This window comes from Ensifer sp. (genome assembly GCF_031989085.1).
Taxonomy (GTDB): Bacteria; Pseudomonadota; Alphaproteobacteria; order Rhizobiales; family Rhizobiaceae; genus Ensifer.
In genome coordinates this window covers 13,564-39,437 of sequence record NZ_DALZXU010000009.1, presented here as the reverse complement: position 1 = coordinate 39,437, position 25,874 = coordinate 13,564, and the positions used below count along the sequence as shown (strand labels likewise).

Sequence of the window (25,874 nt, the reverse complement as noted above, 5' to 3'; positions counted from 1 at the left end):
CCCCTTTTTTGTGATGGTCGCTTCGATTGCTACTTCAATTTCATGAGCACGCGCGCGAAGGCGCGGTCGATGTCTTCCTCCCGTTCGTGGCGTCCATTGCGGATCTTCCACTGTCCGGCGACCATGACGTCGCGGACGGTCTCGCCGCCGAGCGCAAACAGCCAGCGGTCGAGGATCTGGTTGCCGCTTGCAGCGGCGATGTACGGATTTGCACCGTCGAGCACGACGAAATCGGCACGCGCGCCAACGGCGATGCCCGATGTCCTCTGGCCGACGGCCTGGGCGCCGCCCTTGAGGGCAGTATCGAATATGGTGCGGCCGACTGAGGCGCCGGGGCCGGCAAGCCTGTTGCGGCGGCGGTCGCGCAGGCGCTGGCCGTATTCGAGCAGCCGCAGCTCTTCGGCAACGCTGGTCGCCACATGGCTATCGGTGCCGATGCCGAGCCGGCCGCCTTCGGCCATGTAGTCGACGGCCGGAAAGATACCGTCGCCGAGATTGGCTTCCGTTGCCGGGCAGAGACCGGCGACCGCTCCGGATCTGGCGAGGCGCTGACGTTCGTCGTCGGTCAGGTGGGTAGCATGGATTGCGCACCAGCGCTCGTCGACCGGCATTTCATCGAGCAGCCACTGAACCGGGCGGCGGCCGCTCCAGGCAAGGCTGTCTTCCACTTCCTTGGTCTGCTCGGCGACATGAATGTGGATCGGGCCCGCGACCGGCGCGTGCTCGAGGATCGTGCGCATCTCTTCCGGCGTGGCGGCGCGCAGCGAGTGGATGGCATAGCCGAGCGTCTGACCGTTGTCGCGGCAGAGCGGCGCCAGCCGCTCCAGCAGCGCCAGGAATTGCTCGGGATTGTGCAGGAAGGGTCGCTGGCCGGCATTCGGAGCGATGCCGCCGAAATTGGCGTGGGCGTAGAAGACCGGCAGGTGGGTCAGGCCGATGCCGGTCGATTTTGCCGCATTGAGAATGCGCAGGGACATCTCGGCCGGGTCCGCATGGGGCGTGCCATCGGCGGTGTGGTGCAGGTAGTGGAATTCGGCGACATGACCGAAGCCGCCCTTCAGCATTTCCATGTAGAGCTTGGCGGCGATCGCCTCGACATCGTCGGGGTTCACGAGGCCGACGGTGCGGTACATTTCTTCCCGCCAGGTCCAGAAGCTGTCGTTGCCGCTGCCGGCGACTTCGGCAAGGCCCGCCATGGCGCGCTGGAAGGCGTGGGAATGCAGATTGGCCATCGCGGGGATCAGCGGTCCGGCGACACGTTCGTCGCCGTTTTCAGCCTGTTGACCTGATGTGATCGAAACGATGCTACCCGACGCATCGAGCGCAATCGCCACGTTCTGCGCCCAGCCGGTCGGCAGAAGCGCATGATCGGCGAAGAGCCGGTTGACGGGAAAAGTTGCCATGTTGCGATTTTCCTGTACGTAGTTGTATATGGAACTATAGATATTTTGCTGTGGCGCGCAAGCGCGAAATGAACGAAAAGAATCATGGCCGGATACGCATGATTTGTTCGCGATCCGGAAGGGACGGGGAAAATGCCGATAACGGCACTCAGGCGAAGGATCGACATGGCGGCATTCGAGGACGGACCGGTGCCACGCTACGAGGCGGTAAAGCAGTTCATCCGCACGCGCATCGACAGCGGCGAGTGGCCGGCACATCACCGCATCCCTTCCGAAAACGAGATCGTCGCCGATCTCGGCGTCAGCCGCATGACCGCCAACCGGGCGCTGCGTGAGCTTGCGACCGAGGGCGCGATCACCCGCGTCCAGGGCGTGGGGTCGTTCGTCGCCGCCCACAAGGGCAGCACGGCCCTTCTGGAAGTGCGCAACATCGCCGACGAGATCCGCGAGCGCGGCCATGCCCACACCTCGCGCATGACGCTGATGCAGGAAGAAGTCGCGCCGTCGGAGATCGGTTATGCGCTCGGGCTTGTGACCGGCGCACGGGTTTTCCATTCGATCATGGTGCATTCGGAAAACGGCCTGCCGATCCAGATCGAGGATCGATTCGTCAATCCGGCCATCTGCCCGAAATACATGGAGCAGGATTTTCGCGACATGACGCCCAACGCCTATCTGACGGCGGTGGCGCCGATCACCCGCACCGAGCAGATCGTCGAGGCGGTGTCGCCGCAGCCATGGGAGTGCAAGCTGCTCGGCATCGACCGAAACGAGCCCTGCCTGATGATCCGGCGCCGCACCTGGTCGGATAGCGCCAATGTGACGACGGCGCGCCTGCTCTATCCCGGGACTCGTTATCGCCTTGAAGGTATGTCGCAATGATCGGGAGACCCGTTCGGTCGTAACGGAAGTCGGCATGGTGCCGGATGTGATGGAGGCGACACTATGGTTGAAGACGCGCTGAAGCTTCGCACGGAATTGCCAAGGCCAGATGTCACGCCCGAGGACGCCGCGCGCATTCTCTTGGAGCACTTCGGCCTGTCGGGCGCGTTGAGCGAGCTGGGCAGCCAGCAGGACCGAAATTTCCGGATCGACACCGGCGAGGCGCGCTTCGTGCTGAAGATCTGCCGGGCTGCCTATGACCTGCAGGAGCTCGAGGCCCAGAACGCAGCCTTGCTTCACCTCGCCCGGCAGTCCGGCGCCGTCAGGGCGCCTCAAGTGGTGCGCGATCTCGACGGCCGCGATATCATCGATGTGAAGGTGCGTGGCCAGGACTATCGCGTTCGTCTTCTGACCTATCTCGATGGCGTGCCCTTGACGCAGCGCAAACACCTGACGGCGGACACGGTCGCGGCCCTCGGCGATATCGCCGGACGGCTGGCGGTGGCGCTGCGCGATTTCGACCATCCCGGGCTCGACCGCGAGCTGCAATGGGATCTGAGGCACGCGGCCCCGGTCGCCCTGCATCTGCTGGCGGCGATGAACGACGAGGGTCTGAAGAAGCGCATCGCCGAAGCGATGGTCTCGGCCATGCGCCGGCTTCAGCCCCTGACGGCCGACCTACGCGTGCAGGCGATCCATCACGACGTCACCGATGACAATGTCGTCGGGCAACCGGATGCCGCGGGCCGACCGATGCCGGACAGCGTCATCGATTTCGGCGATATCCTCAAAGGCTGGCTCGTTGCCGAACTGGCCGTCACCTGCGCCTCGCTGCTGCACCATGCCGATGGTGACGCTCTTTTCATCCTGCCGGCCGTGCGCGCCTTCCATGCGGTATGTCCGCTCGAGGAGAGCGAGCTGAAGGCCCTGTGGCCGCTGATCGTCGCGCGCGCGGCCATCCTCGTCGCCAGTTCGCAGCAGCAGCTCGCCATCGATCCTGACAATGCCTATGTCAGCGGCAACGCCGCCCATGAGCGTGAGATCTTCGACGTTGCCGTTTCCGTGCCGCCGGCGCTGATGCAGCGAGCGATCCTGCGCGCCGTCGACGCCGTGCCTGAAAAGGCGGCACCGGTGCTGGGCGAGGGGCAACTCGTCGACATCGAGCCGGCCGGCGTGCGCCAGATCGATCTTTCCATTCTGAGTCCGCTGCTTCCGGAGGAGCGCTGGCAGCACGAAGGCCTTCCGGCATCGCTGCTGCAGACGGCGGCCCATGCGATCGGCATGGCCTCGACGCGGTATGGCGAGTACCGGCTGACCGAGAGCGCGCTTCGGTCGCCGCGATCGAGATCAACTTTTGCGCTGCATGTGGATCTCTGCCTGCCCGTGGGTGCCGTCGTCAGGGCACCCTTTGCCGGCCGGGCCGAATGGCACGACGGGCGGATGGTGCTGAGCGGTCCAGCGGCGGTCCTTCATCTTACCGGTCTCGAACCGCCGGAGGGCACGGATGAGACGGTTACCGCCGGTACGCCCATCGGTCTGGTGAGCGAGGCTGGGCACGGGCTCGGCCTCATGCGGGTGCAGCTCTGCCGCGAACCGGGGTTGATCCCGCCGCTGTTTGCTCCCGCGCATCAGGCAGACGTCTGGCAGGAACTCTGCCCGTCGCCCGCCGGCATTCTCGGCTTTAACTGCGATGCGCCGGCGCCGCATTCGGCCGACCTGCTCGATCGCCGCCTGCAGCATTTCGCCAGACCGCAGAAGAACTACTACCGCGCGCCGCCGCAGATCGAGCGCGGCTGGAAGGAACATCTGTTCGACGTCGGGGGCAGGGCCTATCTCGACATGGTCAACAACGTCACCATCCTCGGCCATGGCCATCCGCGGCTGGCTGCTGCGGTCGGCCGGCAATGGTCGCTGCTCAACACCAATTCGCGATTTCACTACGCCTCGGTCGCCGAATTTTCAGAGCGGCTGGCAGTGCTTGCGCCCGACGGTCTCGACACGGTCTTCCTGGTCAACAGCGGCTCGGAGGCAAACGACCTCGCCTTGCGGCTCGCCTGGGCCTTTTCCGGCGAGCGCAATGTCGTCAGCCTGCTCGAGGCCTATCACGGCTGGACGGTGGCGAGCGACGCCGTCTCGACCTCGATCGCCGACAACCCGCAGGCGCTCGAAATGCGGCCCGACTGGGTGCATGCAGTGGTCGCGCCCAACACCTATCGGGGACAATTCCGCGGCGCCGACACCACCGACAACTATGTGCGGTCGGTGGCGACTAAGCTGCGCGCGCTGGAAGAGGGGGGGCAAGGCCTTGCCGGCTTCATCTGCGAGCCGGTCTATGGCAATGCCGGCGGCATCCCCTTGCCGAAGGGCTATCTCGATGCGGTCTATGCCATGGTCCGGCAGCGGGGCGGCGTCTGCATCGCCGACGAGGTGCAGGTCGGCTATGGCAGGCTCGGTGACTATTTCTGGGGTTTCGAGGAACAGGGCGTGGTGCCGGATATCATCACCATCGCCAAGGGCATGGGCAACGGCCACCCGCTCGGTGCCGTCATCACCAGGCGCGAGATTGCCGATGCGCTGGAGAAGGAAGGCTATTTCTTCTCGTCCTCCGGCGGCAGCCCGGTCAGCTCCGTCGTCGGCCAGACGGTGCTCGATCTCATCGAAGAAGAGAAGCTGCAGGACAATGCCCGTGTCGTCGGCGGGTATCTCAAGACAAGGCTTGAAGCGCTTGCGCAACGGTTTCCGGTCGTCGGCGCGGTGCACGGCATGGGGCTTTATCTCGGTGTCGAATTCGTGCGCGATCGCGACACGCTGGAGCCGGCGAGCGAGGAGACGGCCGCCATCTGCGACCGCCTGCTGGAGCTCGGGGTGATCATGCAGCCGACCGGCGATCACCTCAACGTCTTGAAGATCAAGCCGCCGCTCTGCCTTAGCCGCGAGAGCGCCGACTTCTTCGCCGACATGCTGACGCGGGTGCTGGACGAGGGCTGGTAGGCAACGCCCCCGTGCCGATCTTACCAGCCGGCGAAGTTGGCAAGCACAGCGTCGGAGACCCGGCCGGCTGCCACATCGCCAAGGGCGCGGTCGAGAATGGCGAGCGCCTGGTCGATCTCCGCATCCGAGATCGTTAGCGGTGGGGTCATCTCCAAAACGTTGGAGTTCATGCCGACATAGTAGACAACGAGGCCAAGCTCATAGGCGCGGTAGATCAGCTTGGCGGTTTCTCTTGACGCCGGTGTCCGGTCACTGTGATCGGCGATCAGTTCCACGCCCGTGGCGAGACCGCGTCCGCGCACATCGCCGATCAGGTCGTGACGTTCGGCCATCTGCCGCAGACCTTCGCGCAGGCGTTCGCCCTTACGGCGTGCGGCCTCGGCCAGGCCCTCCCGCTCGATGGTTTCGAGCACGGCCAGTCCAGCCGATGCCGAGACCGGGTTGCCGTGCAGCGTCTGCATCGCAAAGGCGGTGGCGCAGTCCATGATCTCGGCCGGTCCGATCGCCGCCGACAGCGGCAGGCCGCCGCCGAGACCCTTGCCAATCGTCAGGATATCTGGAACGAAATCCTCGTGCTCGAAGCAGTGCATCTTGCCGCTGCGGCCAAGCCCGATCTTCACTTCGTCGCAGACGACGAGGATGCCGTGTTGTCTGCAGAGATCGGCGAACTTCTGGAAGAACCCCTTCGGCGGCACGATCAACCCGCCGTCCGACTGGATCGGCTCGATGAAGGCGCAGCCGATCTTTTCGGGTGGCGCCGTCGTTGCGAACTGCTGTTTCAGGAGGTCGAGGATCGCGTCGCCGCTGGCGTCGCCCTCATAGGGCCTGAAGGGGTCGGGGTAGGGCAACAGGACCAGGCCGTCGGCCTTGGCCGCGCCCGCCTGGACGCTATGGCCGGAGAATGCCATGGAACCGGTGGTGCAGCCGTGATAGGCGCCGACGAAGGAGATGACGCCGGTGCGGCCGGTCGCCTTGGCGATCGCCCGGAAGACGGCCTCGTTGGCATCAGAGCCGGAATGGCCGAACCACACCTTGTTTCGCCCGTTGCCGGGAAAGAGGCCGAGCAGTTTTTCGGCAAGGGCGGTCGCCGGCGCATTGGCGGCCGACAGGACGCTGGCGCCCGCCGGATTGGCGACGGCGCGCGACACCGCCTCGACGAGGGCAGGGTGGCCATAGCCGAGGCTTGCGGCACCCCAGGCGCCGGAGAGGTCGATCAGTTCCCGGCCGCTCTCCTCCATGAGGCGCGCGCCATGGCCGCCGGCGATGGCGAGCGGAAAGAAGCGCAGCTTCTGCAGGCCGGCAATGGCCTCTCCGTCCCTTTCGTAGAGGCTTTCGCTCAACGACGGCACTCCTCAAGGCTCGTGTTCAGACAACGGGTGAGCCGCTCGCCCCAGGCGGCAACGCCAACATCGCTGTCGATCAGGTCGTGCCGGACCTCGATCAACACACCCGGCAGTTTGCGGGCGTCGGCATGGACCGGGACTGTGTAGTCCTCGTCCGGATGGATGTTGTAAGGCTCGTTGTCGCCGATCGTCAGCTCGTTTTCCTGGCTCAAACCGCGGATCAGTGACTGCGCGAAGGCCCCGGCGTCGCGGTAGAGAATGCCCGCCTGCCATGGCCGCGGCTTGCCGAAATAGACGGGCGTGAAACTGTGCACACCGATCACGAACGGCTTCTGGCCATTCGCTTCGAGCAGGTCGAGGCGCCGGGTTACGGCATCGGCAAAGGGCTTGAACAGCGTGTCGATGCGCTGCTGGCGCTCTGCGTCCGGGAGATCCCGGTTGGCCGGGATCTCGGTTGTTTCGCTGACTTCTGGGATGAAGGACGGCGCCGAAAGCGGACGGTTGCAGTCGATCACCAGCCTGGAATAGTTGGTGAAGAACAGCGGCGCGTCGAGGCTGAGGCTCAAGTGCTGGGCGAGCGCCAGCGCGCCGATGTCCCAGGCGATATGGCGCCGGCGCTCGTGTTCGGGCAGGCCCATGTCGCCGAGCGCGCGCGGCATGCGGTTGGACGCATGTTCGCACAAGAGCAGGAAGGGCGATGTGCCGTCCGGGTTGAACACCGCATAGGGCGGCGGCTCGTCGATCGCCAGCAGCGGCTGGCGGGCGTCATGCCGGCCGCGTCGGTCGTCGGGGCTCTTGGTGGCCATTGTCGAAGTCATGGGAGCCTATCCGTATCAGTAGACGGCCGCGTAGCGGGCGCAGAGTTCGTCGGGTGAAAGGCCGTCGACGAGGTCGATTTCCTTGCGCTTCATCGCGACGTAGCAATCGAGGAAATCCTTGGCGAACCAGCCCGTGACGACCTCGTCCGCGGCAAGCGTTTCCAGCGCTTCCGGCAGGCTCGCCGGCAGACGGCGGATGCCGAGCTTCTTCTGGTCCGCCTCGGAAAAATCCGACGGGTCAGAGTTGATCAGCGGCGGCTGTTCGAGGCCGGCGCGGATCCCTTCGAGACCGGCCTTCAGCAGCACGGCCAGCGACAGATGCGGGCTGGCGCAGGCGTCGGCGGCGCGATACTCCATGTTGAACTGCTTGGCCGGGTTGCTGCCGGGAAGATCGAGCGTCGGGCAGATCCGAAGTGTGGCCTCGCGGTTCTTCTCGCCGAGGCAGGTGTAGGCGGCGCTCCAGTGATGCGGAACCAGCCGCATGTAGGACAGCACCGACGGCGCGGTGAAGGCGGTGAGCGCCGGCAGGTGGCGGATGACGCCGGCGGCAAACGAACCGGCGACCTTGGACAGGCGGCCGGGGCGCGAGGCGTCGAAGGTTACGGGGTTGCCGTCAAGGTCGGTGAAGCTCACATGCAGGTGCACGCCGTTGCCGACGCCGTTGGCGCTGGTCTTCGGCGCGAAGCTGGCGTTCCAGCCGAAGAGGGCTGCCACTTCCTTGGTGATGGCACGGATGGTTGCGCCGCGGTCGGCCGCCGTCAGCGCATCGGCGGGTCGGCAAGTGATCTCGAACTGGTCTTTGCCATATTCCGGCAGGAACATTTCCGGCTCGGCGCCCGCCTCCTGCAGCGCCGTCATCAACAGCGGGCCGAAGGGGTCGGCACGCCGCTCGGCGCGCAGGCCGAAGGACGGCGCGTCCGGCCAGTCGACGCCGAGCAGCTGGAATTCCTGCTCGACGGCGGAGATGACTTTCAGGCCGGCTTCGCGTTCGAACTCCTCAAGCGTGCGCTTGAGGAAACTGCGCACGCAGCACTCCCAGGGCTCGCCTTTGAGGTCGGTGATATCGGAATGATAGAAGTGCAGCGGCGTGACGTCGGGCAGGCAGGTGACCCGCGCCTTGCTTGCCGGATCGGCCATCAGCCGGAGGTCGCCGGATGACCCCCAGGGGTTGTTCTCTGCGATCTGGTCAAAGGGCGTCAGCGCCAGGTTGGCCGGCACCCAGCCGACGCCCTTGCGCAGGTAATCGTCGATCTGCGAGGCGGCGAAGCTGCGGCCGCGGGTGATGCCGGCGATATCGGTGGTGACGAAGGTCGCGAGCTCCGTCAGTGCGGAGTGAGCCTTGCCGTTGCTGGTCTCGGTCATGAATTCCCCTCTTGTCTCAAGATCTTCGGCAATGGTTCAGGCCTGACGCAGGCCCCTGATGCGGCTGACGACGGTGTCGGTGTCGGTGGTCCAGCAGTAGCCGGAATAGGCGCGAAGGGCGCCTTCGTGACGCTCGGGGCTGTAGGTCGCGCAGGCGTCGTTGACGACGGTGACGAGATAGCCGCGGTCGGCCGCATCGCGCACCGCCATGTCGACGCACTGGTCGGTGATGACGCCGGCGATGATGAGGTAGCGGGTGTTGAGGTTGCGCAGGATGTAGTCGATGTTGGTCGAGTTGAAGACGCCGGACGAGGTCTTCGGCAGCACGATCTCATTGTCGATTGGCGCGAGTTCCGGAATGACCTGGCCTTCGGGCGAGCCCTTGGGCACATGCATGTCGGACAGCTTGTGGTCGAGCGAGCGGTCACGGCCGTCGAGCGTCAGGCTCTCGATGATGGTGTGCAGTACCTCGCAGCCGGAGTTGCGGGCGGCCTCCAGGATGCGGACCTGGTTGGGGATCACCGTCTGGCGCAGCCGTTTGTGATAATAGCTGTCGGCGTCCTGCGGGTGGGTCGGGTCGAGATTCGGTTCGCACCAGATGCGCTGCATGTCGACGAACAAGACGGACGTGCGGCCGCGCTCATAGTCGCTGTCGCGTCTCAGCATGTCGTCCCCGACCTTCACTGTAACGGCACTCATTGGGTTCTCCTCGGTTGTCGGTTTTCGCCTTGCGGCAAGGTGTCAGCGGCCGTCGTCGACGTTCGGGTTGAGGGCGTCTTCGGTGATGGCGTAGCCACGGCGCAGCTCCTCCATCTTCTCGATGCGGGCGCGCGATTGGGTGGCGAGGCGGGCGGTCAGCGCCGCGATCAGGGCTTCCGTCTGGGCGATCGCCGGCACCATCGTGTCATAGGGCGAGACCGTGTCGACGGGTGCTGTCAGTGTGACGGTGGCAAAATCGGCGATCGGCGACAGCCAGCGGTCGGTGAACAGCACGATGCGCGCGCCCTGGGCGGCGGCGGCCCTGGCGAAGCGGATGGTGTCGTTCTGGTAGCGGCGATAGTCGTAGACGAACAGCACGTCGCGCTTGCCAAGATCGACGAGCTGGTCGACCTGATCGGCCTGGCTGCCGTTGATCCAGCGGGTGTCGCCCCTCAGCTGCTTCATGTGCGACCAGAGCAGGCCGGCGAGAAAGCCGCTGAAACGGCCGCCGAGGCAGTGTGCGCGGGCACTCATGTCTGCTGCCGCATCGACGGCCGCCTCGAAATCCTCCGACGGCAGCATCTGCATCGAGGATTCGAGCGCATGGATGCTGGCCCGCAGGAAATACTGGTAGAAATTCTCCTGCTCCAGCGACGGCCGCCGTTCGTCGAGCATCGACAGCGGCGAGCTCATGCGCTCCTGCACTTCGCCGAGCAGCGCCTTTTGAAACTCCGGATAACCTTCGAAGCCGAGCGTGTTGGCGAAGCGCACCACGGTCGGATTGCTGACCCCGGCCGAGGAGGCCAGATGGGCAACGGTATTCAATCCCGCGGCCGGATAGTTCGCCAGCAACTGCCGCACGATCTTCAGTTCCGATCGCGTGAAGGTGATGGTCCCGTCTGTCAGTCGATCCCGGATTGCCACGATTTCCGCCTCCCAAAAATGATGGCTTGCATCCCGATTTCTAATTTTTGTTACATAATTGCTAGCAGAGAATGTTTTTTGAAACAAGATTGACATCTGATCGCGATGGGATAACTTTCATTTCGGGAACTGGCCCGAGCCAAAAACAGACGGCGGGTCGACAATTCGGGGGAATGCAGATGGTTCGCGTCAGGCGAGAAACCGTCGTCGGTATCCTTTTAACGTCGTTGCCGCTGCTGGCGGCCGCTGCCGTCGCCTCCTTGTTCTTTCCGGGCAGCGGCGAACGCCTGGTGACGCTGTTCATGATCAACGTGATCGCGGTTCTCGGCATCGGCATCTATGCCGGCAATTCGGGCATCGTTTCCTTCGGTCACGTCGGGTTCATGGCGATCGGCGCCTATGCGTCGGGTCTTCTCACCATCAACCCGATCGTCCAGAAGACGGCGCTGCCGCTTTTGCCGGCGTGGCTGGCCAGCATTGACCTGCCGTTCCTGCCGGCGCTTGCCGTGGCGCTGGTGGTCGTGGCGCTGGTCGCTGTTCTGATCGGCATTCCCGTCGCGCGCCTTGCCGGATCATCGGCGTCGATCGCGACGCTCGGTTTTCTCGTGATCGTCCATGTGGTGCTGGTCGCCTCGACGGATATCACCCGCGGCAGCCAGACATTCTTCGGCATTCCGCGCGCGGTCAATCTGTGGGTGGCGCTGCCCTTTGCCGTCGCCGCCATTGCCATTGCCCGCCTCTACCGGGATTCGAGCGCGGGCCTGAAACTAAGGGCCTCACGCGAGGACGAGATCGCCTCGACCGCCGTCGGGGTCAACGTCAAGCTGCATCGCTTCATCGGCTGGGTGCTCGGCGCGATCCTCGCGGGTGCGGCGGGTGCGCTGCTGGCGCATTTCCTCGGCGCCTTCTCGCCCAAGGATTTCTACTTCAACCTGACCTTCGTTCTGCTGGCGATGCTCATTCTCGGCGGCGTTACCACCGTCTCGGGTGCGGTCGGCGGCACGGCGGTGATCATGCTGATCGTCGAGCTTCTGCGTAAACTCGAAGGTGGCGTCGACCTTGGCTTCGTCACGCTGCCCACCGTCTTCGGTCTGACCGATATCGGTATCGGCGTCGCGATCCTGGTGGTGATGTATCGCTTGCAGGACGGGCTTTTCGGCGTGCGCGAGCTGGATGAGCGTTTCGGCTGGTTGAAGCGCGCTTCCAAACCTTCGGTATCCTCGGACAATGCGCCGAAGATTACGCCTGTACCGGCCGGCGGCACGCTCAAGGTCGAGAATCTCGGCAAGAAGTTCGCCGGGCTCGTGGCGCTGGAAAACGCCAACTTCGAGATCAAGCCGGGGCTCGTGACCGGCCTGATCGGCCCGAACGGCGCAGGCAAGTCGACACTGATCAACAGCGTGTCCGGCGTCGTGCCGCCATCGAGCGGCCGGGTCCTGATCGACGGCCGCGATATCGCATCGCTGCCGGTGCATGCGGTTCCGGTCGCGGGCCTTGCGCGCACCTTCCAGAACATCCGCCTGTTCAAGAACCTGACCGTGCTTGAGAATGTGCGGGTGGCGGCGAGCGCGCTGAAGGGCAATGGCGAGGACCCGATGGAAAGCGCCAGGCTGGTGCTGGCCGAGGTCGGTCTCGACGGCTTTGCAGACCAGCTTGCCGGCACGCTATCCTACGGTGCGCAACGTCGCCTGGAGATTGCCCGAGCGCTGGCGCTGAAGCCGCGCTACCTGCTGCTCGATGAGCCGGCGGCTGGCATGAACCCGGCCGAAACGCAGGAACTGATGCATGTGCTCGACCGCATCCGCACGAAGTACCGGCTCGGCCTGCTCGTCGTCGAGCATGACCTGAAGCTGATCATGCGGCTCTGCGATATCGTGGTCGTCCTCAACAAGGGCCAGCAGATCGCCATCGGCACGCCAGCGGAGATCCAGGCCAATCCCGATGTCATCGAAGCCTATATCGGCCGTCGCCGGTCGGCGGGGCATGCAAAGCGCGAAGCTGTCGAGGCAGGAGGCCTCCAGCCGGGCGCGAGCGGGCTTACCAACCCAGCTTGATCAGCCAACGAAATCAGAAAGAGGGAGCCTACCGATGAAATCCAATCTCAGGACACTGTGCCTCACCACCATCCTAGGCGGATTCGCGCTGTCGCCGCTGCCGGCGCTTGCCGAAGACCTGGTCATCGGCCTTGCCACCGCGCAGACCGGCGGCCTTGCGCCCTATGACCAGCCGTCTCTGAAGGGTCTGGAAATGGCGGTCGAGGAAATCAACGCGGCCGGGGGAGCCGCCGGCAAGTTCCCGATCAAGCTCGTGGCCAAGGACACCCGCTCGGACGCGGCCCAGACCGCGCTGGTGGCACAGGAGTTGGTCGACCAGGGCGTCAAGATCATGATCACGCCCTGCGATGCCGATCCGTCGATCGCCGCCGGCCAGGTGACGCAGGCCGCCCAGATCCCGGCCTTCTCGTTCTGCGCGACGACCCCGACCATGCCGCTTGCCGTCGGCGACTACATGTTCGGAAACTATCCGGCCGACAACGTCCAGGCTTCGGTGCTTGCGACCTACGCGGTCGAGAAGGGCTACAAGAGGGCCTATATCCTGAAGTCTCCCGACAGCGCCTATACGCTGAAGCTTCCGGAGTACTTCGGTGTTGCCTTCAAGGCCAAGGGCGGCGAGTTGCTGGGCGAGGGCACCTTCAGCATGGGCCAGCAGGATTTTGGCGCCGAGGTCACCAAGATCAAGGCGATGAACCCGGCTCCCGACGTCATCATGACGGCAGCCTATGAGCCCGATTTCCCGGCCTTCATCCGCCAGCTGCGCGGCGCCGGCGTCACCATCCCGATCCTCGGCAGCGACGGCATCGATTCACCGACGACCTTCGGCCTTGGCGCGACAGTCGACGGCGTTGTCTTCACCACCGCCGGCTTTGCCAGCGAAGGCAGCCCGCTTGCCGACTTCAACGTCAAGTACAAGGAGAAGTTCGGCCAGGATCCGGACACGGTCTACATCGCCAATGGCTACGACCTCGGCAAGGTGATCGACGCAGCCGTGACCGAAGCCAACAGCATCGACCCGGTCGCCATCCGCAACGCCATCGCCGGGCTTGAAAACGTCCAGGGCGTGACCGGCCCGATCAGCTACGCCGGCACGCAGGGCATGCCGCTGCGCTCGGTGTCGCTGGTGCGCATCGGCGGCGGCAACCGCGAACTGATCAGCCAGGGCGTCCCGGCGGCAGCCGATATTCCGGCTCCCTGATCACTCGCTCCTTGCGATCTCCGGCGATGTGCCGGGGATCGTGCCGGCCGCTTGCAAGGCCGCCTCGCAATCCATGGCAAGGACTTTGCCCCGATGATGATGAGTGAAATACCAGCGCAGAAGCCCTTGCTCGAGGTCAGCGGCCTCAAGGTCGCCTATGGTGCCGTCGAGGCGCTTAAGGGCGTCGATCTCACCGTCGGCAAGGGGCAGATCGTCACGTTGCTCGGGGCAAACGGCGCCGGCAAGAGTTCGACGCTGAACGCCCTGGTGGGGCTGGCCGCCAAGAAGGCGGGTCAGGTTTCCTTCAACGGCCGCGACATTTCCGGTCTTCCACCCGAACAGATCGTCCGCCTCGGCATGACGCTGACGCCCGAGGGGCGGCGCATCTTCCCAAGCCTGACGGTCGACGAACACCTGTTGCTCGGCGGCGCCATGCACAAGGCGCGCGGCGTCATCGCGGAGGTGCGCGAAGACATGCTGTCGCGCTTCCCGATCCTGAGGGAACGTCTCGGCCAGAAGGCCGGTTCGCTCTCCGGCGGCGAACAGCAGATGCTGGCGATTGCCCGTTCGATGATGTCGTCGCCCGACCTTCTTCTGCTGGATGAACCGTCGCTCGGGCTCGCGCCGCAGGTGGTCGACCTGATCTTCGACCTGATCGCCGGCCTGCGCCAGAAGGGCCTGACGATCCTCTTGGTCGAGCAGAACGTCGCGCTGTCGCTCGAAATCGCCGACGCCGGCTATGTCATGGCGAATGGCCGGATCGTGCTTTCCGGCACCGCCGCCGAGCTTCGCAATTCAACCGAAATCCAGGGCGCCTATCTCGGCGCCTGAGGGCCCGCGGGCAAGAGGTCACGACAATGGACATGTTCCTGCAGCAGCTGGTCAACGCGCTCAGCCTCGGCGGCACCTACGCGCTTCTCGCGCTCGGGCTTGCGGTCGTCTTCTCGATCATGGGGCTGATCAACTTCGCCCATGGCGAGCTGATGACGGCGGCCGGCTATGGCCTGTGCTTTGCGCTTTTGCTCGGCCTGCCGTTCCCGCTCGCCGTCTTCGGTGCGCTGATGATCGCGGTCGTCCTTGCCATGCTGATGGAGCGCGTCGCCTTCCGGCCCGTGCGCGGCGCCAGCGGTACGACGCTGCTTCTGACCAGCTTTGCCGTCAGCGCCATCCTGCGCGTCATTTTCCAGAATTTCATCTCGGCGCGGCCGAAGCCCGTGCCGATGCCGGAGAGCTTTTCCGGCACGATCGAGATCGGTGGGCTTCATCTCGGCCTGATCCAGGGCACGTCGATCCTCGTCACCGTCATCATGCTCGTCGGTCTTAATCTCTTCCTGCGCACCACCGTTCTCGGCCGGGCAATGCGGGCGGCGTCCGAGGACTTCGCCATCGTCCGGTTGATGGGCATTCGCGCCAACGCTGTTGTGGCGACAGCCTTTGCCATTTCCGGGCTGCTTGCCGGTGTCGCCGGCATTCTCTGGGTGGCGCAGCGCGGCAGCGTCGATCCGCTGATGGGCTTCCTCCCGGTCCTGAAGGCGTTCATCGCCGCGATCATCGGCGGGCTCGGCAGCTTGTCGGGCGCCGTTGCCGGTGGCTTCCTGCTCGGCTTCATCGAGGTGTTCCTGCAGGCCTACCTGCCGGAAAGCCTGCTCAGCTACCGCGATGCCTTCACCATCCTGCTTGTCATCGGCGTGCTGCTCTTCGCGCCGCAGGGCCTGCTGGCGCGCAAGACGATCGTCAAGCTTTAAAGGGTTGCGGCCGATTTGTGGGTTGCCCGGAAAAACGCTCTGTTGGACATTTCAGCCGGTGACAGGTCATGCCCTTCGACGGGCGGCGCATCCCTGGCGCCCGCGTTCCGGCCATGCGCCGGAATCCAGCGGCCCGACGTCGGTCGGCCTGAGGGAGCTTCCAGCCCAAGGACTTGGGCTAGCTGGATTTCTGTGACAAGCACAGAAATGAGGGATCTCGTGGTCTGCGTGCCGCCCATCCGGTCCTGACGTGATCAAGGGTACTCGGCGACTGTCCGACGTGTCCAACATCGCCGCGCGTTTGTCTGCAACTTCCAGTCACCTTAGAAAGCTGCCGCTGGCCGTGGCGGAAGGTCTGCTCTGGTTCGACGGACCGCGACCGACTTCCACCAACCGCCAAAAACGAAAGAAAAACGCCGCGGTGAGGGCCGCGGCGAGTTGGTTGGCTGGTCTTGTGGTTGGTGCACGTCCGGATGAGAGACCGTCTCCGGATGTGAATGCGATCAGCGCGCCGGTGGCGCGTACATCAGGCCGCCCTGGCTCCAGAGCTTGTTGAGGCCGCGGTCGATCTTGAGCGCGCTGTCCTTGCCCAGGTGCTTTTCGAAGACTTCGCCGTAGTTGCCGACGGCGGAGATCGCCTGGAAGGCCCAGGTCGGGCCGAGGCCCAGCGCCTTGCCCGCTTCGTTGTCGATGCCGAGGAAGCGCTTCTGGCCGACGTTGCCGCTCTCCTGCAGCTTGGCTGCGGTGTCCTTGGTGATCCCCAGCTCCTCGGCTTCGATCATCGCGAACAGGGTCCAGCGCACGACCTTGAACCATTGCTCGTCGCCCTGGCGTACGGCCGGGCCGAGCGGCTCCTTGGAGATGACTTCTGGAAGCACGACGAAGCGGTCCGGATCGTTCAGCGTCAGGCGCTGCGCATAGAGCGCGGAAGCGTCGGTCGAGTAGACGTCGCAGCGCGCGGTGTTGAAAGCCTGGACCGTCTGGTCCGGCTTTTCAAAGGCGATGACCTGATACTGGATGTTGTTGGCGCTGAAATAGTCGGCCATGTTCTGCTCGGTGGTCGTGCCGGTTTCCGTGCAGATGGATGCGCCCGAAAGTTCCTTGACGCTCTTCACGCCGAGGTCGTTGCGCACCATGAAGGCCTGGCCGTCATAATAGTTGACCCCGACGAAGCTCATGCCGAGATCGGTGTCGCGCGACAGCGTCCAGGTGGTCTGGCGCGACAGCAGATCGACTTCTCCCGACTGCAGCGCAGTGAAGCGCTCCTTGGTCGAGAGCGGCACGTATTTCACCTTGTCCGGGTTGCCGAGCGTGGCAGCCGCGACGGCACGGCAGAAGTCGATGTCGAAGCCGCTCCATTCGCCCTTGTCGTTCGGGGCGGAAAAGCCGAGCACGCCCTGGCTGACGCCGCAGCGGAGCTCGCCGCGTTCCTTGACGACGTCGAGCGTGGCGGCGCTGGCCGCCGTTCCGGCGAGAAATGCAGCACCCGCAAGTGCCAGAATTGCTGATTTCATTGTTCTGTTCTCCTCTTGTTATACGGTTTTGAAGGCAAGCGTCTTCGCCGCCGGGGCGCGTGTGCGTCCCGGCCAACTGGCTGTTTTTTCGGCGGTATCGAGCTCGGCCTTTAGCCGAGCCTTTTGCTCACATCCGCAAACGTCTCTTCGAGCACGGCGAGCAGGTGATCGGCGTCGCGTTTCGAGAAGATCATCGGCGGACGCATCTTCAAGACGTTGTCATGCGGCCCCTCGGTGCCCATCAGCACGCCGCGCTGGCGGGCGCCGTTTGAGACGGCCCGGGCAAATTCGGTGGCGGGGGCCTTGGTCTTGCGGTCGGTCACCAGTTCGATGCCGAGGAACAGGCCCATGCCGCGCACGTCGCCGATCACCTCGTAGCGCGCCTGCATCGCCTTGAAGGAGGCGATGAGATAGTTGCCGATGGCCAGCGCGTTGCCGCGCAGGTCCTGGCCCTCGATGACGTCAAGAACGGCAAGGCCAACGGCGCAGGAAACCGGGTTTCCGCCGAAGGTGTTGAAGTATTCCATGCCGTTGTTGAAGCTGTCGGTGACCTCGCGGGTGGTGACGACCGCGGCGAGCGGATGGCCATCGCCGATCGGCTTGCCCATGGTGACGATGTCGGGAACGACCCCTTGCGTCTCGAACGCCCACCAATGGCTGCCGACGCGGCCGAAGCCGACCTGGACTTCATCGGCGATGCATACACCACCGGCTTCGCGCACGAGGCGATAGACTTCCTTCAGGTAGCCATCGGGCAGGAACACCTGGCCGGCGACGCTCGGGATCGATTCCGCGATGAAGAAGCCCGGGCCTTCGCCCTTGGCCTGAATGGCGGCGATCTGTTCGGCGACGCTTTCGGCAAAGCGCTTGCCGTGTTCTTCGGCCGGCCAGTCGGCGGGCGCGCGATAGCTGTCGGGAACCGCGGCAACATGCACATGCGGCTTCGGGCCCTTGCCGCCCTTGCGACGGAATTTGTAGGGGCTGATGTCGATCAGCTCCTGGGTCGTGCCGTGATAGGACCAGTCGAGGGTGATGGCGTTTTCGCGGCCGGTATGGGCGCGCATCAGGCGCAGAGCCAGGCTGTTTGCCTCCGAGCCGCTGTTGACGAAGCCCGCAACGGTCAATTCCTTCGGCAACGTCGCCGTCAGCCGCTCGGCATACGCGACGATGTTGTCGTGCAGGTAACGGGTGTTGGTGTTGAGGGTCGCTGCCTGCTTTGCCATGGCCTCGACCACAGCCGGGTGAGCGTGTCCGATGTGGCAGACATTGTTGAAGCAATCGAGATAGGCCCGGCCGCTGTCGTCGATCAGCCAGACGCCTTCGCCGCGCACGAACTTGATCGGCTTGTCATAGGAGATCGACAGGTTCGGCAGCAGCAATTCCCGGCGCAGCTTGACGATCTCGTCATGGGCGCGGCCGCTCTTTTGATAGAACTCATCGGCAATGCCGGCGAAGGTGCGCGCGTCTGGGAAAAGTTCGGCCCAGACGTCGAGATACTGCGGTTCGCCGACGCCGAGGATCTCGGTGGCCGAAAGGCTGGTGTCGACGGAGAGCTGGAGATGCAGATGTGGCGCCCAGCCGCCGTTTTCCTTCGGTGCACCCATTTCGCCGACGAGCGCGCCGGCTTCGAGACGGTCGCCGGCCGCGATCCGGCCCATCGCCTCATGTGCCATATGGCCCCAGAGCGACACGAAAGGCGGGCAGCCCTCGGGCTCGTGGCGAAGGGCGATCAGGCAGCCGTATCCGAGTGGGTCCTGTTCGATCTCGACGCTGACGACGGTGGCGGCGATCGGGGTGAAGACCTTCGTGCCGGCGGCCATGAACAGGTCTAGGCCGAGATGGTGGGTGCGGCGGGTGTTCTCGATCAGCCGCGAGACGAACATGTCGCCGGCATAGACCGTGCGGGCCTCGCCCCAGGGGCCGACGCCGAGGTCGACGCCATGCTCGCGGCAATAGTCTTCCCAGATTGCCTGAGCTTCGTCCGGCTGCTCGGCGGAGGATTTCACCGTCATCGGGTGATCGGGATCGCCATAGGGGACGAGTGCCGCCGGATAGGTGGCGGCCGGTCGCTCCAGCAACGGGGCTAGTGCCTTGCGGCTATCGGTGATCCAGTTGGTAACGCCACGCGTACCGGGTGCTGCCTCGAAGCCACATGCCTTGCGCAGGATCGCGGTCGCAAACCGCCGGTTCATCCGGTCGAGCTTGCGCAGAAGCGTCCAGGCCGGCTTTTCGCTGATGGCGAGATAGGGGTTGTCGGCCGTGTGCGCTCGGCGCGAGGCCGAGATGGTGACCGAAGTGACCAGCCGCATGGCGATGAGGTCGAAGAGCAGGTCGACCTCTTCTTCCAGCAGCGGATATTCGGCGTGAAAGCCACGGGCGATGGCGGCGGTGGCGCCGATCGGATCGGCATGATCGAGACCGGCATAGGCGGCGGCGATCGCGACTTCGGCAATGACGGGCGCGTAGAGCGCGTCACCGAAATCGATCAGGCCCGAGATGCGGTCATGGTCCGACTTGTCGACCAGCACGTTCCAGTCATTGGCATCGTTGTGGATGACGGCCGAGCGCAGCGTTGCCAGCTTCGGCTCGACTGTCTCTGTAAAGCGGGCAAGGAAGCGCTCCAGCAGTGCCCGATCTTCGCGATCCGCGATGTGGCCCAGCCTGCCAGCAGAGCGGCCGGCCTTGCGGATGTCCCAGTCGAGGTCGCGCAGCGCGCCCGGATGCATGAAGCCCTTCAGCGAGGCGTCGAAGCGGCCGAGCATCTGGCCGAGAGACTGGAGGGCTGCGGCGCTGCGGCCGGTTTCGGCAAGCGGCAGGCCCGACACCCAGCTGACGAGACGCAGCCGGTGGCGCACGCCATGCGGGCTGGTGGTTTCGGCAAGGCTGGTCCCCGCCGCGGTCGGAACGATGTGCGGCACCGGCAAATCGCCGGCAAAGGCTGCGACGTGGCCAAGCAGCGCCGTCTGGAAATCGCTTTCGATCTCCGGTTCGGCACCGTTGACGATCTTCAGGATGAAGGTGGCGCCATCTGTCGTCTCGACCTTGAAGTTCTGGTCGCGTTCGCTCGCAAGCAGCGAGAGCGTGCCGGAGAGGCTGTAATGCTGCTTCAGCAGTGCGGCCGCCTGGTCGATGGAAAGGTCTGGGGTGGTCTTCAGCATGTCGTTCATCGGGAGCCCTTTGTCTTGTGGGCAGAGTTGCACGGGTGGCCCGGGCATGCATCCGGCAATATGCCGGTTGCACCGGCATTATGTTTATAATAACCGTCATCTTGTCGGCGCGCTCGGAGGCGGAAATCATGCAGGACACAGACGCGATCGACCGGACGATCCTGAGCATCCTGTCGCGGGAGGCGCGCATCCCGATGAAGTCGCTGGCGGGCCGGATCGGGCTTTCCAGAAGTGCGACGACGGAACGTGTCACCCGCCTCGAAAGGGCGGGCATCATCCGCGGCTATCGTGCCGACATCGGCCAGCTGGAGGAGGGGCAGATCCAGGCGTTTCTGCTCGTCACGCTGCAGCGCACGCCGTCGATCGGCGTGCTCGACCGGCTTGCCGGCTTTTCGTCCGTGCGAAAGGTGTCGTCGGTCAGCGGCCAGCTCGACCTGGTGGTCGAAGTGGAAGTCGGCTCCATCAATGCGCTGAACGAGTTGCGCAACGAGGTCGCGACCATGGACAATGTCGAGGACCTGACGACGTCGATCGTGCTCCGGCGCGATATCGAGCGGAGCTGATACCCTTTCGCTTCAGCCTTCGCTCAGCATCTCCGGCTCGCCGGCGAAGCGCTCGACCAGGGTGCGGCGGACGCGGCCGATGTCGCGCATCGGTGGCTCGCCGAAGTGGCGGGCATATTCCCGGCTGAAATGTGATTGGCTTTCGTAGCCCACCTGATGGCCGGCATCTCCGGCATCGAGGCTTTCTTCCAGCATCAGCCGTCGCGCCTCCTGCAGCCGGAGTTGCTTCTGGTATTGCAACGGGCTCATGGCGGTGATCGCCTTGAAATGGTGATGCAGGGAAGAGACGCTCATGGAGACGCGACTTGCCAGGTCGTCGATACGCAGCGGCCGCGAATAGTGCTCCTTCAGCCAGGCGACGGCACGGCCGACCTGGTGCGGCTGGCTTTCCGCGGTCGCCATCTGGCGAAGCCGGTGGCCGTGCGGGCCGGTGACCAGGCGATAGAGGATCTCCTGTTCGACCAGCGGCAGCAGTGCCGGGATATCGTCGGGCCGGTCGAGCAGGCGCAGCAGCCGGAGGGCTGCATCCTCGAGGTCGGGCGTGATCTTGCTGACGGTCATGCCGCGCGGCGAGGCCGGTGCGGACAATGCCGCGGCGGACAGGGGGCCTTGCGCAAGAAAGTCGAGCAGGGCCGGGATCTTGGCCGTATCGATCTGGTAGGCGAAACTGAGATAGGGTTCTTCGATCGACGCCTTGCAGACCTGCGACAGGACCGGAAGGTCTATGGAGGTCAGGAGATAGTCGGATGCACCGTAGATCAGCGTCTCGTCGCCAAGCACCACGCGCTTGGCGCCCTGGACGATGACGGCGAGGCTCGGCTTGTAGGCGGCGCAGTTGGCCGGCGCATCGCCGGAGTGGCGATGGATGCTCAAGCCCGGGATTGCCGTCCGGTGATCTCCGTCCTTCCCGGTGATCCGGGCAATGACGTCGATCATGTCCTGTCTGGCAGTCTGTCGCATGTCTGTCATATTCCGTGGTCTTTCCAGTGGCTTAGCTTTTTCGGAGGCAATGCTCAGATAGAGCTTCGAAGCGCTATTGCCATTATGCATTTCCCATTCTTGCAGGATCGGGCAAAAACTTTGCAGGATCGCGATAACGCTTTCGGCTTTGGCAAACGCATAGTCCCTGCCTGCGGTCTGCCGGTAACGCTCCGGCCGTATCGCATCTCCCAAAATTGAAGGACAGACTGATGGCCATTGCAAGAGGATATGCGGCGACCGACGCGTCGAAACCGCTTACGCCCTTCACCTTCGAACGTCGCGAGCCGCGCGACGACGACGTGGTGATCGACATCAAATATTGCGGCGTCTGCCACTCCGACATTCACCAGGCACGCAACGAATGGGGCAACTCGGCCTTCCCGATGGTTCCCGGCCATGAAATCGTCGGCATCGTCACCGCCGTCGGCTCCAAGGTCACAAAGTTCAAGGTGGGCGACCGTGCCGGCGTCGGCTGCTTCGTCGATTCCTGCACCACCTGTGCGACGCGCGATCTCGACCTCGAGCATTACATGCCGGGCCTGGTCGTGACCTATAACGGCGTCGAAGCGGACGGCAAGACCGCGACCCAGGGCGGTTATTCCGACAGCATCGTCGTCAAGGAAGGCTACGTGCTGTCGATCCCGGAAAACCTGCCGCTGGATGCTGCCGCACCGCTGCTCTGCGCCGGTATCACGCTCTATTCGCCGCTTCGCCACTGGAAGGCCGGTCCCGGCAAGAAGGTCGCGATCGTCGGCATGGGTGGTCTCGGCCACATGGGCGTCAAGCTTGCCCACGCCATGGGCGCCGATGTCACGGTTCTCAGCCAGACGCTTTCGAAGAAGGAAGACGGGCTGAAGCTCGGTGCCGATCACTACTACGCCACCAACGACCCGGAAACCTTCAAGGCGCTTCAGGGCCAGTTCGACCTGATCATCTGCACGGTTGCGGCCGAGATCGACTGGAACGCCTACGTCAATCTGTTGAAGGTCGACGGCAATTTCGTGCTTGTAGGCATCCCGGAAAATGCCGTGCCGGTGCATGCCTTCGCGCTGGTTCCCGCGCGTCGCAGCATTTCCGGCTCGATGATCGGCTCGATCAAGGAAACCCAGGAAATGCTCGACTTCTGCGGCGAGCACGACATCGTCTCGGAGATCGAGACGATCAGGATCCAGGAGATCAACGAAGCCTATGAGCGGGTCGTCAAGAGCGACGTGCGCTACCGGTTCGTCATCGACATGGCCTCGCTCGACGCGGCGTAAGCCTGACAAAAACGGCCCCGGGATGCCATCGGCACCCGGGGCCATCCTGTTTTCTCTCAGACGAGCGGCAGTGGCCCGTCGTTCTTGATCTCTTCCATGACAGCGTAGGTGCGGGTCTCCTTGACCCCCGGCAGCGTCCAAAGCACCTGGCCGAGGAAGTTGCGGTAGGCCGCCATATCCTCGAAGCGGGTCTTGACGAGATAGTCGAAGCCGCCGGCAACCATGTGACACTCGAGCACGGCCGGTGCCTGCTTGATGGCGGTTGCGAACTGGTCGAAGACATCGGGTGTCGTCTTGTCGAGCATGACCTCGATGAAGACCAGCAGGCCGAAGCCGAGCTTCTGCGGATCGAGACGGGCGCCGAATCCGGAAACATACCCCTCCTTCAAAAGCCGCCGCAACCTTTCGCTGGTCGCCGTCGGCGACAGGCCGATGCGATCGGCAAGCTCAAGGTTGGTGATCCGGCCGTCCGCCTGCAGGATGTTGAGAATTCTACGGTCTATCTTATCGATCTGATGCATCATGCCGCCTCCCGCCCGCGCCTCAGGCGGCAAGTCGCGTTTCCGCGAGTTTCACCCAATAGGAAATCCCGTGCGGGATCGCTTCGTCGTTGAAGTCGTAGCCGGGATGGTGCAGCCCCGCGGTGTCGCCGTTGCCCATGAAGATGAAGGCGCCCGGGCGGGCGAGCAGCATGTATGAGAAGTCCTCGCCGCCCATCATCGGGTCGAGCGACGGCCGGACATTGCCTTCGCCGGCAATGTCGGCTGCCGCCTTCAATGCGTAAGCCGTCTCGTCCTCATGGTTGACGGTGACCGGATAGTTGCGGCTGTACCAGACGTCGACGGTGGCGCCATAGACATCGGCGATGCCTTCGGCGATCAGGCGGATGCGGGTCTCGCCGATATCGCGCACTTCCGGTTTCAGCGTGCGCACCGTACCGCCGAGCACGGCTTCTTCCGGAATGACGTTGTGGGCGAAGCCGGCGTTGAACTTGGTCACCGAGACGACGACGGATGCGAGCGGATCGACCGTTCGCGACGCGATCGTCTGCAGTGCGGTGACGATCTGGGTGCCGATGACGATCGGGTCTATCGTCTTGTGCGGCTGGGCCGCGTGGCCGCCGCGGCCCTTGATGGTGATGGTGAACTCGTCGGTCGAGGCCATGATCGCGCCGACGCGGCTGCCGAAATGGCCGACCGGCATGCCCGGCATGTTGTGCATGCCATAGACTTCGGCGATGTCGAAGCGCTCCATCATGCCGTCCTTGACCATCTCGTTGCCGCCGCCGCCGCCCTCTTCGGCCGGCTGGAAGATGACGGCTACGCTGCCGGCGAAGTTGCGGGTCTCGGCGAGATACTTGGCCGCGCCGAGCAACATGGCCGTGTGGCCGTCATGGCCGCAGGCGTGCATCTTGCCCGATGTTTCCGATGCCCAGGGCTTGCCGGTTGTTTCGGTAATCGGCAGCGCGTCCATGTCGGCGCGCAGGCCGATGGTGCGGCCGGGGCCGAGATTGCCCTTGATCAGGCCGACGACGCCGGTCTGTCCGAGACCTGTCACGATTTCGTCAACGCCGAATTCCTTCAGTTTATTTTCGACGAAAGCTGCCGTATTTTCCACCGCGAACAGAAGCTCGGGGTTCTTGTGCAGATGACGCCGCCATTCGGTGACTTCGTTTTGGAGTTCGGCGGCACGGTTGAGAATCGGCATTTGTGCGTCCTGTCGGTCTGTTCGATCACATCTATCTGCGGTGGATTGGCCAAGCCGCCAACGAATGGGCTTTGCCATCTCCTCGCCATATAGGCTAAATAGCCGAACGAGACGAGGCAACAGCGGAATTTCGAGGACGACGGTGGTGACAGCAGGATTTTTCATGCGTGGCAAGGCAAGAGCAGCGGGTATTGCCGCATCAGCCTGCGCGAGCCTTCTCATGGCACTGCCCGCGGCTGCCAATCCGCGGCTCGTCGTCGACGTCAATACGTTGAAGGTCTACGAGCACCAGGACATCTTCCAGAAATGGTATCCGGCGTCGCTGACCAAGCTGATGACGGCCTATACCACGTTCAGGGCGATCAAATCGGGGCAGCTGGCGCTGACGAGCCCTGTCGTGATGACCAAGAACGCCGCCTCCGAGCCGCCGAGCAAGATGTTCTACAAGCCCGGCCAGGCAATGACGCTCGACAGTGCGCTGAAGATGATGCTGGTGAAGTCGGCCAACGATGTGGCCGTCGCCATCGCCGAAACAGTCGGTGGCTCCGAGCCCGCCTTCATTGATCGGATGAACGCCGAGGCGCGCCGCATCGGCATGACCTCGTCGCATTTCGTCAATGCCAACGGCCTGCCGGGCCCCGGCCAGTACACCACGGCGCGCGACCTCGCGGTGCTCGCGATCACACTGAAGCGCGAATTCCCGGAATACGCCTCTTATTTCTCGCTGGAAGGGTTTACCACCGGCAAGAAGGACTATCCCAACTACAACATGCTGATCGGCCGTTTCGAAGGTGCCGACGGCATGAAGACCGGCTTCATCTGTGCCTCCGGCTTCAACCAGGTCTCCTCTGCGACGCGTGATGGCCGCAGTGTCGTTTCGGTCGTGCTCGGCGAAGATAGCCTGGGCGCCCGGGCCGACGAATCCGCGCGCCTGCTGCAGACGGCGCTGACCACATCGGGAACCGCCAAGCCCTCGCTGGTGCAGATTGCCCCCTATGGCGAAACCCGCGACCTGGTTGCCGACGTCAGCAAGCAGATCTGCTCGCAAGCCGCCGCCAAGGTGCGCAGCGAAGGCCGCGACGAAGCCGGGCGGCAGAAGCTGCTCTCGCCTTACATTCACGAGATCAACCGCCCGCTGAAGCTGGCCTTTGCCGGCCTCATCCCCGGCAGCGGCGACAAGTTGGCCAAGGCCGGCGCCGATCCGGTTGGCCAGGGCGACGTCGCCAATGTGCCGATCCCGGTGCCGCGGCCGAGCCTCTGATCG

The 25,874-nt window shown here is 64.3% G+C and carries 20 protein-coding genes; 9 read left to right on the top strand and 11 right to left on the bottom strand.

Annotation, left to right across the window (positions count from 1 at the left end):
• Positions 1-29: 29 nt before the first annotated feature.
• Positions 30-1,403: a formimidoylglutamate deiminase gene (hutF, locus tag RTP54_RS26320; RefSeq protein ID WP_312366650.1), complete on the bottom strand. Its 1,374-nt coding sequence runs from the start codon at positions 1,401-1,403 to the stop codon at positions 30-32.
• A gap of 138 nt (positions 1,404-1,541) precedes the next feature.
• Here hutF and hutC point away from each other — a divergent pair, with 138 nt between their 5' ends.
• Positions 1,542-2,285 (top strand): histidine utilization repressor, encoded by a 744-nt coding sequence (gene hutC / locus RTP54_RS26315; protein WP_312366915.1) that lies wholly within the window; start codon positions 1,542-1,544, stop codon positions 2,283-2,285.
• Positions 2,286-2,348: 63 nt separating this feature from the next.
• Positions 2,349-5,276, top strand: a complete 2,928-nt coding sequence (locus RTP54_RS26310; RefSeq protein WP_312366647.1) for an aminotransferase — start codon at positions 2,349-2,351, stop codon at positions 5,274-5,276.
• A gap of 20 nt (positions 5,277-5,296) precedes the next feature.
• Here the strand turns inward: RTP54_RS26310 and RTP54_RS26305 are convergent, their stop codons facing one another.
• From RTP54_RS26305 to RTP54_RS26285, 5 genes are read right to left on the bottom strand one after another with little or no spacing between them, the layout of a single operon-like run.
• Positions 5,297-6,616, bottom strand: a complete 1,320-nt coding sequence (locus tag RTP54_RS26305) for an aspartate aminotransferase family protein (RefSeq protein ID WP_312366645.1) — start codon at positions 6,614-6,616, stop codon at positions 5,297-5,299.
• Complete coding sequence (locus RTP54_RS26300; RefSeq protein WP_312366644.1) at positions 6,613-7,437, bottom strand: N-formylglutamate amidohydrolase; 825 nt, start codon at positions 7,435-7,437, stop codon at positions 6,613-6,615. Before RTP54_RS26300 ends, RTP54_RS26305 begins: the two co-directional genes overlap by 4 nt.
• A 15-nt stretch (positions 7,438-7,452) precedes the next feature.
• Entirely contained in the window at positions 7,453-8,799 is a 1,347-nt protein-coding gene (locus tag RTP54_RS26295; protein WP_112807278.1) for a glutamine synthetase family protein, read from the bottom strand.
• Between the two features lie 36 nt (positions 8,800-8,835).
• On the bottom strand, positions 8,836-9,498 hold the full coding sequence (locus tag RTP54_RS26290; protein WP_112833352.1) for an isochorismatase family cysteine hydrolase: 663 nt from the start codon (positions 9,496-9,498) through the stop codon (positions 8,836-8,838).
• A 42-nt stretch (positions 9,499-9,540) separates the two neighbouring features.
• Positions 9,541-10,422 (bottom strand): MurR/RpiR family transcriptional regulator, encoded by an 882-nt coding sequence (locus tag RTP54_RS26285; protein ID WP_312366642.1) that lies wholly within the window; start codon positions 10,420-10,422, stop codon positions 9,541-9,543.
• Between the two features lie 179 nt (positions 10,423-10,601).
• Between RTP54_RS26285 and RTP54_RS26280 the strand changes: the two genes are divergently transcribed.
• The 4 genes from RTP54_RS26280 to RTP54_RS26265 all read left to right on the top strand — a co-directional run bounded on the left by RTP54_RS26280 (position 10,602) and on the right by RTP54_RS26265 (position 15,419).
• A complete protein-coding gene (locus RTP54_RS26280) occupies positions 10,602-12,476 on the top strand; it encodes a branched-chain amino acid ABC transporter ATP-binding protein/permease (protein WP_312366641.1) in 1,875 nt (624 codons plus the stop codon).
• A 34-nt stretch (positions 12,477-12,510) separates the two neighbouring features.
• The gene (locus RTP54_RS26275; protein ID WP_312366640.1) at positions 12,511-13,674 is read left to right on the top strand and encodes an ABC transporter substrate-binding protein; all 1,164 of its coding nucleotides are present in this window, start codon (positions 12,511-12,513) and stop codon (positions 13,672-13,674) included.
• Between the two features lie 93 nt (positions 13,675-13,767).
• A complete protein-coding gene (locus RTP54_RS26270; RefSeq protein ID WP_312366639.1) occupies positions 13,768-14,505 on the top strand; it encodes an ABC transporter ATP-binding protein in 738 nt (245 codons plus the stop codon).
• A 26-nt stretch (positions 14,506-14,531) separates the two neighbouring features.
• Entirely contained in the window at positions 14,532-15,419 is an 888-nt protein-coding gene (locus RTP54_RS26265; protein WP_173423542.1) for a branched-chain amino acid ABC transporter permease, read from the top strand.
• A gap of 503 nt (positions 15,420-15,922) precedes the next feature.
• On the opposite strand, the gene RTP54_RS26260 is transcribed toward RTP54_RS26265, so the two are convergent.
• Positions 15,923-16,933, bottom strand: coding sequence for an amino acid ABC transporter substrate-binding protein (locus tag RTP54_RS26260; RefSeq protein ID WP_312366635.1), 1,011 nt, complete (start codon positions 16,931-16,933; stop codon positions 15,923-15,925).
• Positions 16,934-17,043: 110 nt separating this feature from the next.
• On the bottom strand, positions 17,044-20,100 hold the full coding sequence (locus RTP54_RS26255) for an aminotransferase class III-fold pyridoxal phosphate-dependent enzyme (RefSeq protein ID WP_312366634.1): 3,057 nt from the start codon (positions 20,098-20,100) through the stop codon (positions 17,044-17,046).
• Positions 20,101-20,180: 80 nt separating this feature from the next.
• On the opposite strand from RTP54_RS26255, the gene RTP54_RS26250 reads away from it, so the two are divergent.
• A complete protein-coding gene (locus tag RTP54_RS26250; protein WP_112807267.1) occupies positions 20,181-20,663 on the top strand; it encodes an Lrp/AsnC family transcriptional regulator in 483 nt (160 codons plus the stop codon).
• Between the two features lie 12 nt (positions 20,664-20,675).
• On the opposite strand, the gene RTP54_RS26245 is transcribed toward RTP54_RS26250, so the two are convergent.
• On the bottom strand, positions 20,676-21,632 hold the full coding sequence (locus RTP54_RS26245; RefSeq protein ID WP_312366632.1) for an AraC family transcriptional regulator: 957 nt from the start codon (positions 21,630-21,632) through the stop codon (positions 20,676-20,678).
• Positions 21,633-21,853: 221 nt separating this feature from the next.
• On the opposite strand from RTP54_RS26245, the gene RTP54_RS26240 reads away from it, so the two are divergent.
• Positions 21,854-22,903: an NAD(P)-dependent alcohol dehydrogenase gene (locus RTP54_RS26240; RefSeq protein ID WP_112817029.1), complete on the top strand. Its 1,050-nt coding sequence runs from the start codon at positions 21,854-21,856 to the stop codon at positions 22,901-22,903.
• A 56-nt stretch (positions 22,904-22,959) separates the two neighbouring features.
• Here RTP54_RS26240 and RTP54_RS26235 read toward each other — a convergent pair whose 3' ends face one another.
• Both RTP54_RS26235 and RTP54_RS26230 read right to left on the bottom strand, forming a co-directional pair.
• Positions 22,960-23,424 (bottom strand): Lrp/AsnC ligand binding domain-containing protein, encoded by a 465-nt coding sequence (locus RTP54_RS26235; protein WP_077502818.1) that lies wholly within the window; start codon positions 23,422-23,424, stop codon positions 22,960-22,962.
• Between the two features lie 22 nt (positions 23,425-23,446).
• Complete coding sequence (locus tag RTP54_RS26230) at positions 23,447-24,610, bottom strand: M20 aminoacylase family protein (RefSeq protein ID WP_112817028.1); 1,164 nt, start codon at positions 24,608-24,610, stop codon at positions 23,447-23,449.
• 190 nt (positions 24,611-24,800) lie between these two features.
• On the opposite strand from RTP54_RS26230, the gene RTP54_RS26225 reads away from it, so the two are divergent.
• A complete protein-coding gene (locus RTP54_RS26225) occupies positions 24,801-25,871 on the top strand; it encodes a D-alanyl-D-alanine carboxypeptidase family protein (protein ID WP_162703356.1) in 1,071 nt (356 codons plus the stop codon).
• Positions 25,872-25,874 lie beyond the last annotated feature (3 nt).

What these genes read in the sequence shown, in the direction of transcription:
- hutF (WP_312366650.1), bottom strand. Translation starts at nt 1,403, where the DNA reads ATGGCAACTTTTCCCGTCAACCGGCTCTTCGCCGATCATGCGCTTCTG.
- RTP54_RS26310 (WP_312366647.1), top strand. Translation starts at nt 2,349, where the DNA reads ATGGTTGAAGACGCGCTGAAGCTTCGCACGGAATTGCCAAGGCCAGAT.
- RTP54_RS26300 (WP_312366644.1), bottom strand. Translation starts at nt 7,437, where the DNA reads ATGACTTCGACAATGGCCACCAAGAGCCCCGACGACCGACGCGGCCGG.
- RTP54_RS26295 (WP_112807278.1), bottom strand. Translation starts at nt 8,799, where the DNA reads ATGACCGAGACCAGCAACGGCAAGGCTCACTCCGCACTGACGGAGCTC.
- RTP54_RS26290 (WP_112833352.1), bottom strand. Translation starts at nt 9,498, where the DNA reads ATGAGTGCCGTTACAGTGAAGGTCGGGGACGACATGCTGAGACGCGAC.
- RTP54_RS26280 (WP_312366641.1), top strand. Translation starts at nt 10,602, where the DNA reads ATGGTTCGCGTCAGGCGAGAAACCGTCGTCGGTATCCTTTTAACGTCG.
- RTP54_RS26275 (WP_312366640.1), top strand. Translation starts at nt 12,511, where the DNA reads ATGAAATCCAATCTCAGGACACTGTGCCTCACCACCATCCTAGGCGGA.
- RTP54_RS26270 (WP_312366639.1), top strand. Translation starts at nt 13,768, where the DNA reads ATGATGATGAGTGAAATACCAGCGCAGAAGCCCTTGCTCGAGGTCAGC.
- RTP54_RS26265 (WP_173423542.1), top strand. Translation starts at nt 14,532, where the DNA reads ATGGACATGTTCCTGCAGCAGCTGGTCAACGCGCTCAGCCTCGGCGGC.
- RTP54_RS26260 (WP_312366635.1), bottom strand. Translation starts at nt 16,933, where the DNA reads ATGAAATCAGCAATTCTGGCACTTGCGGGTGCTGCATTTCTCGCCGGA.
- RTP54_RS26255 (WP_312366634.1), bottom strand. Translation starts at nt 20,100, where the DNA reads ATGAACGACATGCTGAAGACCACCCCAGACCTTTCCATCGACCAGGCG.
- RTP54_RS26250 (WP_112807267.1), top strand. Translation starts at nt 20,181, where the DNA reads ATGTTTATAATAACCGTCATCTTGTCGGCGCGCTCGGAGGCGGAAATC.
- RTP54_RS26245 (WP_312366632.1), bottom strand. Translation starts at nt 21,632, where the DNA reads ATGACAGACATGCGACAGACTGCCAGACAGGACATGATCGACGTCATT.
- RTP54_RS26240 (WP_112817029.1), top strand. Translation starts at nt 21,854, where the DNA reads ATGGCCATTGCAAGAGGATATGCGGCGACCGACGCGTCGAAACCGCTT.
- RTP54_RS26235 (WP_077502818.1), bottom strand. Translation starts at nt 23,424, where the DNA reads ATGCATCAGATCGATAAGATAGACCGTAGAATTCTCAACATCCTGCAG.
- RTP54_RS26230 (WP_112817028.1), bottom strand. Translation starts at nt 24,610, where the DNA reads ATGCCGATTCTCAACCGTGCCGCCGAACTCCAAAACGAAGTCACCGAA.